Below are 11,230 nucleotides of genomic sequence, written 5' to 3'. Positions count from 1 at the left end.
GGCACGGCTCAGATCGTCGCCGTGTCGATCACGAACCGGTACCGCACATCGCTGCTGAGCACCCGCTCGTAGGCGTCGTTGATCTCGCTCGCGCTGATCAGCTCGATCTCCGCGCCGAGGCCGTGCTCGGCGCAGAAGTCCAGCATCTCCTGGGTCTCGCGGATGCCGCCGATGCCGGAGCCGGCGAGGGTCTTGCGGCCGCCGATCACCGAGAACAGGTTCAGCTTGACCGGCTCCTCGGGCGCGCCGACGTTCACGAAGGCGCCGTCCGTCTTCAGCAGGGACAGGTAGGCGTCCAGGTCGAGCGGGGCGGAGACGGTGGAGAGGATGAGGTCGAAGGTGCCGCTCAGCTCCTCGAAGGTCTTCGGGTCGCTGGTGGCGTGGTAGTGGTCGGCGCCCAGCTTGAGGCCGTCGTCCTTCTTGCGCAGCGACTGCGACAGGACCGTCACCTCGGCGCCCAGCGCGTGGGCGATCTTCACACCCATGTGGCCGAGGCCGCCCATGCCGAGGATCGCGACCTTCTTGCCGGGGCCGGCGTTCCAGTGCCTCAGCGGGGAGTACGTGGTGATGCCGGCGCACAGCAGCGGGGCGGCGACGTCCAGGGAGAGGCCGTCGGGGATGCGGACGACGTAGTTCTCGTCGACGACGATCTTCTCCGAGTAGCCGCCGTAGGTGGGCTCGCCGTTCTTGTCGAGGGCGTTGTACGTGCCGACGCCGCCCTTGAGGCAGTACTGCTCCAGGCCGGCCTCGCAGTTCTCGCACTCGCGGCAGGAGTCGACCAGGCAGCCGACGCCCACCCGGTCGCCGACGGCGAACCTGGTCACGCCGGCGCCGACCTGCGAGACCACGCCGGCTATCTCGTGGCCGGGCACCATCGGGAAGATCGCCTCGCCCCAGCCCTCCCGGGCCTGGTGGATGTCGGAGTGGCAGATACCGGCGAACTTGATGTCGATCAGGACGTCGTACTCGCCGACCTCGCGGCGCTCGATGGTCGTGCGCTCCAGCGGGGCCTTGGCGGCGGGGGCCGCGTACGCGGCAACGGTGGTGGTCATGCCGGGGATCTCCTTGCGGGGGTGTCCTGTGCCCGGCTGCCTTCGGCCGGGCACGGCGACCAGCCTGCCGGACGCCCGGGCGTCCACCCAGATCACGGGTCTGCGTACGTTCGCCGTGCCTACCACTGGCGGGGTCAGGCTCGTGTGCGTACGACCGGGAATACTTGCGGCATGGACGAACACCCCGAGCCCGTGCAGGAGCCCGCCAACGAGGCCGGCCGTGCCCTGGACCGGCGTGCCGAGCTGAGCGAGTTCCTGCGGACGCGGCGGGCGCGGCTGAAGCCGGAGGACGTGGGGCTGCCGTACTTCGGGCGGCAGCGCCGGGTGCCGGGGCTGCGGCGCGAGGAGCTGGCACAGCTGGCCGGGGTGTCGGTGGCGTACTACACGCGCCTGGAGCAGGGCAACGGCCGGAACGTGTCGGCGGAGGTGCTGGACTCCATCGCGCGTGCGCTGCGGCTGACCGACGCCGAGCACGCCCATCTGACGCACCTGGCCAAGCCGAAGCACAAGAAGAAGCAGGCGGCGCGGCCGCAGCAGGCGCGGGCCTCGCTGCGCCACCTGCTGGACGCGATGGACGGGGTGCCGGCGTACATCGGGGGGCGGCGCACGGAGATCCTCGCGTGGAACCGGATGGCGGCGGCCGTCTTCGGCGACTGGGCCCGGATGCCGGCGCAGGAGCGGAACTGGGCGCGGCTTGTGTTCCTGCGTCCCGAGTACCGCGAGCTGTATGTGGACTGGGAGCAGAAGGCGATCGACATCGTGTGCGTGCTGCGCATGGACGCCGGGTGCTATCCGGACGATCCCCGGCTGTCCGCGCTGGTCGGTGAGCTGTCGGTGAAGAGCGAGGACTTCCGGCGGCTGTGGGCCACCCATGACGTCAAGGAGAAGAGCCACGGCGTGAAGCGGATGAGGCATCCACTGGTGGGTGAGATGTCCCTGAACTACGAGGGGTTCCGGCTCGCGGACGACAGTGATCTGTCGCTGGTGACGTATTACGCGGAGCCGGGGTCGCCGTCGGCGGAGGCGCTGCGGTTGCTGGCCAGTTGGGGGACGGACGCGACGCGGGCGGGGGACGCCGGACGGGCCGGACTGATCTGACCGGCACCGGCGGGTCCCCGCGCCACGGGACTCCACACCCCGGTAGGGCGCATCGCCTCCGGCAGGACGGCTCCCAGCCACACCTCGGCGCTCGGCGACCGCTGTTTTGGACCTGTCGGACGGGCCTTCTTTGGCCCTGTCGGACGGACCATGAGGGCGGCAGGGTGAGGGGAACGCCGGCGTCGGCGTCGAGCCCGCGGAGGTTTTCCTTGAGCATCGCGTTCCTGCTGACCGCCCTGGTGATGGCGGTCACCCCCGGCACCGGGGTGGTGTACACCCTGGCCGCCGGTCTCGCCCACGGCCGACGCGCGGGCGTGATCGCCGCGTTCGGCTGCACCCTGGGCGTCCTGCCGCACCTGCTGGCGTCCGTCACCGGCCTGGCCGCGCTGCTGCACACCAGCGCGGTCGCCTACGAGACGGTGAAGTACCTCGGGGTGGGCTGGCTGCTGTACCTGGCGTGGGCCGTGGTCCGCGACAAGGGGGCGCTCACGGTAGAGGGGAGCGGCGAGCCGAGGCCGGCGGCCCGGGTGATCGTCTCCGCGGTGCTGGGCAATCTGCTCAACCCGAAGCTGACGCTCTTCTTCGTGGCGTTCCTGCCGCAGTTCGTGCCGAGCGGCGGTTCCGTCGGCGCGCTGCTCCGGCTCGGTGGGGTCTTCATGGCCGTGACCTTCGTCGTGTTCGCCGTGTACGGGGTGTGCGCCGCCGCCGCGCGGGAGCGGCTGCTGGCGCGCCCCCGGGTGATGACCGGCGTGCGCGGGGTGTTCGCGGTCTGCTTCGTGGGCCTGGGCGCGCGGCTGGCGGTGGCGTGACATGGGTTCCCTGCGTTTCCGGCACGCGGACGCCGTACGTCGCGACCACCCCGGTCTGGTCGCCGGCGCCCTGTACGCCGATGGGGTCGACGCCACAGCCGAGGTGGCCCCGCGCGTCACCGAGTACATCTCCCGCGCGCTGGACCGGCTGGCCGTCGGCGGCGAGAGCGGGTTCGCCGAAGTGCTGGCGTGGCGGCGGGCGTTCGCCCGGATGGGGCTGCGTCCCACGCAGTACCGCTGTGCCTCGGAGTCGTTGCTGCGGCGGCTGCGCAGGGAGGGGAGCCTGCCGCGCATCCATCCGGTGGTCGATCTGTGCAACGCGATCTCGGCGGCGTACGCGATCCCGGTGGCGGCCCTGGACGCCGACCGGATCGCCGGGCCGCTGCTGGAGGTGCGTCCCGCGCGGGGCGACGAGCGGTACACGGCGTTCGGCGGCGGCACCGAGCATCCCGCCCCCGGTGAGGTGATCTTCGCCGACTCGGCCGGGCGGTCCCATGCCCGGCGCTGGACCAACCGGCAGAGCGGTCACTCCGCGGTCGGGGCGCACACCCGCCGGATCCTCGTGGTGACGGAGGCCCTGCACGAGGGCGGGCAGGACGATGTGCCCGCGCTGCTGAAGACCGTCGCCGAGGAGCTGGCCGCGCACTGGCCGACCGACCCGGTGACGGCCGTCCTCACCCCCACCGCACCGGAGTTCGTCCTCCCGGGCCCGGCCGCGGACGGGGAGCGGCGGCCGGGGTGACCCGTGGCAGCATGGGCGGCGTGGGCGAGCGGGAACGGGTGACGGGCGGCCCTACGACGGACGCCCCCGCGGCGGGGGACGGATCGGCGTCGGGGAACGGATCGGCGTCGGGGGACGGATCGGCGCTGGGGGACGGATCGGCTGCCCACGCCCACGGCTCGGACTTCCTCCAGCTCGACGCCGACGCCGCGCCTCCCGGTGGCAAGGCCGACTGGCTGGTGGGGCAGCTGCGCCGCGCGATGGCCGACGGCCGGCTGACCGTGGGCAGCAGGCTCCCGCCCACCCGGGTGCTCGCCGCCGAGCTGCGGGTCTCCCGTGGGGTGGTCGCCGAGGCCTACCGGAGGCTGACCGAGGACGGCCGTGTCGAGGGGCGCCGACGCGGCGGGACGGTGGTGGTCGCGGTCTCCACCGCGTCGGTACCGCCGTCGGTACCGCCGGCCGGGGCCGCCCCGCCGGGCGCGCTGTTCCTCGGCACACCGGGCGCCGACGTCTTCGACGCGCTGCGTGCCGCTCCCTGCCGCGTCGACTTCACACCGGGCCGGCCCGACCTCACGGCCTTCCCCCGCTCGGCCTGGCTGCGCGCGGAACGGGCCGTGCTCGGCGAGCTGTCCGCCGAGCACCTCGGCTACGGCGATCCGCGCGGCGCCCCTGAGCTGCGCCGCGCCGTCGCCGGCTGGCTGGCGCGCGGGCGCGGCATCCGGGTGGAGCCGGACGAGGTGCTCGTCGTCGCGGGAACGGCGCAGGCGCTCACCCTGCTGCACCCCGTGCTGCGGGCGGACGGCATCGACGCCGTCGCCGTCGAGGACCCCGGCTCCCTCGGCACCCGCCAGCACCTGGAACACGGCGGCCTGGCCGCCCCGCCGGTACCGGTCGACGAGGACGGCGTACGAGTGGACGCGCTGCGCGCCACCGGTGCCCGCGCGGTGCTGCTCACGCCCGCCCACCAGTTCCCCACGGGTGTGGTGACGAGCGGTGAGCGCCGCCGGGAGCTGCTGCGCTGGGCGGCGGACGGCGGCCTGATCATCGAGGACGACTACGACGCCGAACACCGCTACGACCGGCCGCCGGTGCCCGCCCTGCGCGCCTTCCTCGACGACCGGGTCTGTTACCTGGGCAGCGTGTCCAAGCTGCTCGCGCCCGCGCTGCGGATCGGCTGGGCGGTACCGCCGCGCCGCCACCGGGAGGCGCTGGTCGACGCGAAACGCTTCACCGATCTGGGCAACGCCGTGCTGCCCCAGCTGGTCCTGGCCCGGCTGATGGAGTCCGGCGGCCTGGAACGGCATCTACGGCTGCTGCGCGGCCGTCACCGTCGTCGGCGGGACGCGATGATCCATGCCCTCACCGGCCGTCTGCCGGGCGCGGTGGTGCACGGCGCGGCGGCGGGCCTGCACCTCACGGTCACCTACGCGCCGGACGTGCCCGACACGGAACTGGCCGCCGCCGCGCTCGCCCGGGGCGTGAAGGTGCAGCCGCTGTCCTGGCATCGGCAGCGGCCCGGCCGCCCCGGCCTCGTCCTCGGTTACGCGGCCACCCCGGCCGGGGTCATCCCGGACGGGGTGGCGAGCATCGGCGAGGCGCTGCGCGAACTGAGCTGACCTGAGCTCACCGGCATCCCTCACCCGACACGGTCCGTCAGCTCGCGGCGTGCTCCTTCACCGTGATCCCGCCCTTGCGGATCGTCGCGACGCGCGGGGCCTTCTTCGCGATCGCGGAGTCGTGGGTGACCATGACGAAAGTCAGTCCGTGCTCCTTCCACAGGGCCTCCAGCACGTCCATGATCTCGTCGCGCATGCCCTCGTCGAGGTTGCCGGTGGGTTCGTCGGCGAGCAGCACCTTGGGCCGCTTCACCAGCGCGCGGGCGATGGCGACGCGCTGCTGCTGACCTCCGGACATCTCGCCGGGCAGATGCCCGAGGCGCTCGCCGAGCCCGACCGACTCCAGCGCCTCGGCGGCCCGCGTGCGCCGCTCCCTGGCCTTCACCCCGAGGGGGACGAGCGCCGTCTCGACGTTCTCCTGCGCGGTGAGGGTGGGGATGAGGTTGAAGGACTGGAAGACGAAGCCGATGTTCTCGCTGCGCACCTTCGTCAGCCGCGCCTCGGACAGCGTGGCGAGATCGACGCCGTCGAGCACGACTTCGCCCTCGGACGGCCGGTCGAGACCGCCGAGCATCTGGAGCAACGTCGACTTGCCGCCCCCGGTGGGCCCCTGGATGACGAGCCGGTCACCGTCCGGGATGGTCAGCCCGACACCGTCCAAGGCGTGAACGGTCTCCTTGCCACGGGTGTAGCGCTTGGTGACGCCTCTGAGTTCGTACATGGGACACAGCTCCTGGAGTGGAAGGGGTGAGGTGGGGGCACGGTGAGGTCGGCCACTGCCAGACGGCCAAGGCCCGTGCCGACGGGTCGCCGCCCCGCGTCTACTCGACGCGGCGCAGTGCGTCCGCCGGGCGCAGGCGGGAGGCGCGCCAGCCGCCGAAGGCGCCGGCGATCAGGCCGCCGGTCACGGCGAGGGCGACGGCGAGGGCGACCGTCGTGATGCTCACCGGGGCCGTGAGGGCGACGTCGAGGGTCCGGGCGGCGGCCTGCCGGCCGGGGCCGCCGCCGAAGCCGCCATCCCCGCCGGGGCCGCCCGTACCGCCACCGCCGCCGCCCAGCTCTGCCTGGAGCGTCGGGCTGATCGCGGTCACGGCGTACGCGCCCGCCAGGCCGAGCGCGATGCCGAGTGCGCCGCCGAGGAGGCCGTTGGCCATGGCCTCGCCGACGACCTGCCGGGTGACCCGGCCGGACCGCCAGCCCAGCGCCTTCAGCGTGCCGAACTCCCGCACGCGCCGCGAGACCGCCGAGGAGGTGAGCAGGCCGGCGACGAGGAACGCGGCGACCAGCACCGCGATCGACAGCCACTTGCCGACGCTGGTGGCGAGCGACGACGCCGTGGAGAGGGACCCGGAGACGGTGTCGGCGAGGTCCGCGGAGGTCGTCACCGTCGTACCGGAGACGTTCTTCTGGATGGCGGACTTGACGCTGTCGATCTTCTGGGAGTCGGTCGCCTTGACGTAGATCGTGGTGACCTTGGCCTTGGCGTCGCCGAGCGTCTGGGCCTGCGTCAGCGGGATGTAGACGTCGGCGGCGGCGTCCCCGCTGTCGGCGGTGGCGATGCCGACCACCGAGAACTTGACGTTCTTGATGGTGACGGTGGAACCGACCTTGAGGTTCTTCTCCTTGGCGTAGGCCGAGTCGAGGACGGCGACCTCGGCGTCGGTCTCCGTCGACGTGAAGGTACGGCCGCTGGTGATCTTGGAGGAGGTCAGCGGGCCGAGCGCCGGCTCGGTGACGTCGGTGCCGAAGACGGAGTAGTTGTTGACGTCGAAGTCGGCGCCACCGCCCTGCACTTCGCCCTGCGGCCGGCCGTCCTGCCCGCCCTGCGGGCCGCCGTTGGCGCCCTGCTGGAACTGACCGCGTGTGAACTGGCCGCTGACCTTGAGGACCTGGAGGCTCAGCCCGCCGACCGCGTCGGAGACACCGTTCTGCTCGCTCACCTGGGTGACGGTCGAGGTCGACAGGGTCTGGAAGCCCTGGACGAAGACCCGGTCGCTGCTCTGCTCCGCGTCGGAGCCGTCGTCCTGCGCGTCGAACTGGAAACGCGGGCGTTCGGAGGGGTTCGCGGTGGGCGACGCGGCCTTGGTGACCGTCATGTCCGTACCCAGCCCGTACAGGGACTGCAGGACCTTGTCCTGGGCCTTCCCCATGCCGGCGGACACGGAGGTGACGACGATGACCAGCGCGATGCCCAGCGCGAGTCCGGAGGCGACGACGAGGGCCGCCTTTCTACGGCGGCGCAGTTCGCGCCTCAGGTAGGTGAAGAACATGCGCCGCAAGCTAGGGACGGCTCGTGATGAAGGAATAAGGCCGGCATAAGAGAAGGATGAGAAGGCTGTCCGGGGTGCGAGGCGAACCCTCACCGACCTGTCAAACCGTCAAACATACAGAGGAGAAAAACCACAAGGAGGGACCAACGCCCCGAATTGCGGAACCTCCCACGCGAGGATTCAATGAAACAGGGGCCGCGCCATAGCCGCGGGGAGTAGATATGGCCAGAAGCCCGGTCCTGGACGGCGACGGCGATGTCGTCTGGCCCAAGCGCTCCTCCTGGTCCCAGCGGGCCACCGCCCATGTCGCCGACCTCCAGGGGCAGATCAACCGGCTGAGGAGCCAGGTCACCGCCGCCGACCCCGCCGACGCGGAACTCATCGCGAAGGCCGAGGCGCATCTGGCGTCCGCGCGGCACTCCTTGAAGTACAAGGGGCGCTGGTGGCGCTTCGACAGGACGACGGACGGCGCCCTGGCGAACCTCCACGAAGCGGAGGTCGCGCTCCTGCGGATCGTCCCCGCCGGTGAACTGCGCTGGAGGGGAGTGCCCGTCCTGGCTCAGGCGCGTCTGCATCTCGACCCGGACGACCTGCGGCTCCAGCACCTGGAGGAGCAGCTGAAACCGCAGGGTACGCAGGTCACGCACATCCAGGAGGTCGACCGGGAGTTGCTCGTCAGCACACTGCACGCCGCCTACCAGGCCGAGGAGGCGGAGCGGGCGAGGGTGCGGAGCTTCACCCGTATCGTGTGCGGGGCCACCACCGCCATGGCGCTGATCGCCGTGGGTTTCGCGATGTGGGCCCTCGTCGAGCCGGCCGTGGGCCGCCGTTTCTGTTTCCCGGAGAATCCGGACGACCCCGACGCGGTACCGACGGTGTGTCCGTTCGGCGACGAACCGAGCTGGTCAAGCGTGTGGTTCATCGAGTTCGTGGGGATGACGGGCGCGGCCGTCGCCGGGGCGGCGTCCCTGCGCCAGGTGCGGGGTACCGCCGGGCCCTACCACGTGGCCATGGCGCTGCTCCTGCTGAGACTTCCGGTCGGAGCGCTCACGGCCGTCATCGGGCTCCTCTTCCTCAGCGGCCGTTTCTTCCCGGGTCTGACGGGTCTCGACACCCCGACCCAGATCATCTCCTGGGCGGTCGCGTTCGGCATTCTCCAGGAGGTCGTGACCCGTTCCGTCGACCGGCAGGGGGAGTTCCTCCTGGAGAACGTCCGGACCGCCGGGCGGGATCCGGAGGTGAAGCCGGAGCGCAAGCGGCGCAGGTTCGCGAAGCCCCCTCCCAAGGACACCTGAACAGCGCGAAGGCGGCCGCCCCCGGTCGGGGTGGCCGCCTTCGGCGATGGGATCAGAGGGCCGAGCCGGCCTTCCACTGGGCCCAGTCCATGTTCCAGCCGTTGAGGCCGTTGTCCGGGGCCACGGTCTTGTCGCCGGTGTTCTGGACGACGACGACGTCACCGATGATCGAGTTGTTGTAGAACCACGAGCCCGGCGTGCTGGGGTCGTTGGCGCCCTTGGTGTCGGACAGGCCGACACAGCCGTGGCTGGTGTTCACCGAGCCGAAGATGGACTTCGCGCCCCAGTAGTTGCCGTGCACGAAGGTGCCGGAGGTGGTCAGGCGCATGGCGTGCGGCACGTCCTTGATGTCGTACTCGCCCTTGCCGTCGTCGTCGGTGAAGCCGACCGTCGCGCCGTTCATCCGGGTCTCCTTGAACTTCTCGGAGATCACCATCTGGCCCTCGTACGTCTTGTTCTCGGGCGAGCCGGCGGAGATCGGGATGGTCCTGATGGTCTTGCCGTCCTGCGTGACCTTCATCTGCTTGGTCTTCGCGTCGACGTACGTGACCTGGTTGCGGCCGATCTTGAAGGTGACCGTCTTCTGCTGGACGCCGAAGACGCCCTCGGCGCCCTCGACACCGTCGAGCGCCAGCTTCAGCGTGACGGTGGAGTCCTCCTTCCAGTAGTCCTGCGGCCGGCAGTCCATGCGCACGGTGCTGAACCAGTGGCAGGCGACCTCCTGACCGCTGCTGGAGGTGACGGTGACGCCCTTCTGGACGGCCTCCTTGTTGGTGATCTCCTTGTTGAAGTTGATCGACACCGGCATGCCCACACCGACGGTGGAGCCGTCCTCCGGCGTGAAGTTGCCTATGAAACTGTTGGCCGGGGAGACCGTGGTGAAGGACGCGTTCTCGTGGGCCTCGCGGCCGTCGGAGTCCTTCGCGGTCGCCGCGAGCTTGTAGGTGGTGGAGCGCTCGAGCTGGCCGCTCGGCTTCCAGCTGGTCTTGTCGGCGGAGAGCTCGCCCTCCACCGCGGTGCCGTCGGCGGTGGTCATCGTGACCTGGGTCAGGGTGCCCTTGCTCACCGTGACGGCCGCGGAGTTGTTGATGGAGGCGTTGTTCGAGCCGTCCGCGGGTGTGATCTTGATCTGGGCCTCGGACGCCTTCTGCGCCGCCGCCTCGTCGGCCTTGGCCTGCGAGGAACTGCCCTTGTCGCTGTCGGAGGCGCCGCTGTCACCGCCGGAACACGCAGAGAGCACCAGAACACCGCCGAGCAGGGCGGACGCGGCCATGAGACCCCTGCGCCGCCTACTGTCCGTCATCACACGCTTCTCCATCGTCGCCGATTCCCAAAAAGCCCGAGAGTCCCCGTCAAGAACTTCAACGCTACGACCGGTTCGTCCCGTTCCACATCTGTCGAATGTGTGGGCCACGCCACGCCGCCGGGGCGGGTGGTCCGCCCGGGGCCACGATGGCGCGGGTGTCGGTCAGTGCGTCCCTTGAGACGACGGAACCCCGGGGGGTGGTTGCCGCCCGGGGTCACGAATTCCCCAAGACGTTCAGCCGATGCCGCCCCCGCGGCCGTCGTCCTCGCCGGCCGCCCCGTCGTCCTCGTCGACATCATCCTCGTCCAGGTAGCGGTCCGGCGAATCGGGGTCGTGGTCGACGGATTCACAGGACCAGGAGGCCTGGTGCAGTTCGACGCCCGGGATCCTCCCCACCAGGTCGAACGGGTCGACGAGGCAGGCGAGGGCCTCCGCGGTGTCCTCCGTCACAGCGCTCTCGGCGTGCGCCCGCTCGCTCTCGGGCGTCGCCGGGTCCCGCGCCTCCTCGTCGAGCCGCCGCAGCGCGGCACGCGTCACGGCGTCCTCGTCGTCGATCTCCAGGACGAGTTCCACACGAAGCCGGACATAACGTGATGACTCTTCAGTGCTCATGCCCGGAGGGTAAGGCTCCGGGCTCCCGTGACTTTCCCGCGACCCGCGCCTTTCATTAGCATCGGTCCACACGGCCAATTCGCCAGCGTCACAAGGGGATCGATATTCCGTGTCATCCGCTCGCCGTCCGTTGCTGACCGCCACCGCCGCGGGGACCCTCCTGTGCGCCCTGTGGTTCGTCCCGAACGCCAACGCGACTCAGGACACCCCGGCCAGAACGGAGACGTCGACGCAGGTCACGACCCAGGCGCGGGCCGCCTCGGCGGACACCTCCGACGCCGCCGGGACGGACGACGGCGTCCGCCTCGCCGACACCGGAAGCTTCGACACCACCCCGTACGTGGTCGGCGGCACGACGTTCCTCGCCCTCGGCGCGGGCTTCGTGGTTTATTCCGTTCGCCGGGAACGCCTGGGTTTTTGAATTGACTTGACGCCCGCTTGACCACGCCTT

The 11,230-nt window shown here is 71.2% G+C and carries 11 protein-coding genes; 6 read left to right on the top strand and 5 right to left on the bottom strand.

Going from position 1 to position 11,230, the window contains the following annotated elements:
* Positions 1-8: 8 nt before the first annotated feature.
* Positions 9-1,052: an NAD(P)-dependent alcohol dehydrogenase gene (locus ALMP_RS38525; protein ID WP_264936633.1), complete on the bottom strand. Its 1,044-nt coding sequence runs from the start codon at positions 1,050-1,052 to the stop codon at positions 9-11.
* Between the two features lie 171 nt (positions 1,053-1,223).
* Here ALMP_RS38525 and ALMP_RS38520 point away from each other — a divergent pair, with 171 nt between their 5' ends.
* From ALMP_RS38520 to ALMP_RS38505, 4 genes are all read left to right on the top strand, one after another.
* A complete protein-coding gene (locus ALMP_RS38520; RefSeq protein ID WP_264936632.1) occupies positions 1,224-2,150 on the top strand; it encodes a helix-turn-helix domain-containing protein in 927 nt (308 codons plus the stop codon).
* 209 nt (positions 2,151-2,359) lie between these two features.
* Complete coding sequence (locus tag ALMP_RS38515) at positions 2,360-2,959, top strand: LysE family translocator (protein WP_264936631.1); 600 nt, start codon at positions 2,360-2,362, stop codon at positions 2,957-2,959.
* A gap of 1 nt (position 2,960) precedes the next feature.
* Positions 2,961-3,701: a B3/4 domain-containing protein gene (locus ALMP_RS38510; protein ID WP_264936630.1), complete on the top strand. Its 741-nt coding sequence runs from the start codon at positions 2,961-2,963 to the stop codon at positions 3,699-3,701.
* Between the two features lie 11 nt (positions 3,702-3,712).
* On the top strand, positions 3,713-5,296 hold the full coding sequence (locus ALMP_RS38505; protein ID WP_264936821.1) for a PLP-dependent aminotransferase family protein: 1,584 nt from the start codon (positions 3,713-3,715) through the stop codon (positions 5,294-5,296).
* Positions 5,297-5,333: 37 nt separating this feature from the next.
* Here the strand turns inward: ALMP_RS38505 and ALMP_RS38500 are convergent, their stop codons facing one another.
* Positions 5,334-6,017, bottom strand: a complete 684-nt coding sequence (locus tag ALMP_RS38500; RefSeq protein WP_264936629.1) for an ABC transporter ATP-binding protein — start codon at positions 6,015-6,017, stop codon at positions 5,334-5,336.
* A gap of 100 nt (positions 6,018-6,117) precedes the next feature.
* Positions 6,118-7,566 (bottom strand): ABC transporter permease, encoded by a 1,449-nt coding sequence (locus ALMP_RS38495; protein WP_264936628.1) that lies wholly within the window; start codon positions 7,564-7,566, stop codon positions 6,118-6,120.
* Between the two features lie 221 nt (positions 7,567-7,787).
* On the opposite strand from ALMP_RS38495, the gene ALMP_RS38490 reads away from it, so the two are divergent.
* Complete coding sequence (locus ALMP_RS38490) at positions 7,788-8,861, top strand: hypothetical protein (RefSeq protein WP_264936627.1); 1,074 nt, start codon at positions 7,788-7,790, stop codon at positions 8,859-8,861.
* Positions 8,862-8,913: 52 nt separating this feature from the next.
* On the opposite strand, the gene ALMP_RS38485 is transcribed toward ALMP_RS38490, so the two are convergent.
* Together ALMP_RS38485 and ALMP_RS38480 are read right to left on the bottom strand one after the other, a co-directional pair.
* A complete protein-coding gene (locus tag ALMP_RS38485) occupies positions 8,914-10,164 on the bottom strand; it encodes an Ig-like domain-containing protein (RefSeq protein WP_264936626.1) in 1,251 nt (416 codons plus the stop codon).
* Between the two features lie 237 nt (positions 10,165-10,401).
* The gene (locus tag ALMP_RS38480; protein ID WP_264936625.1) at positions 10,402-10,779 is read right to left on the bottom strand and encodes a hypothetical protein; all 378 of its coding nucleotides are present in this window, start codon (positions 10,777-10,779) and stop codon (positions 10,402-10,404) included.
* A gap of 130 nt (positions 10,780-10,909) precedes the next feature.
* On the opposite strand from ALMP_RS38480, the gene ALMP_RS38475 reads away from it, so the two are divergent.
* Positions 10,910-11,200 carry an LPXTG cell wall anchor domain-containing protein gene (locus tag ALMP_RS38475; protein WP_264936624.1) on the top strand — a complete coding sequence of 97 codons (291 nt, stop codon included), beginning with the start codon at positions 10,910-10,912 and terminating at the stop codon, positions 11,198-11,200.
* Positions 11,201-11,230: the final 30 nt, after the last annotated feature.

Source organism: Streptomyces sp. A012304, from assembly GCF_026008495.1.
Classification (GTDB): Bacteria; Actinomycetota; Actinomycetes; order Streptomycetales; family Streptomycetaceae; genus Streptomyces.
This window is presented reverse-complemented; position numbering and strand designations above follow the sequence as displayed.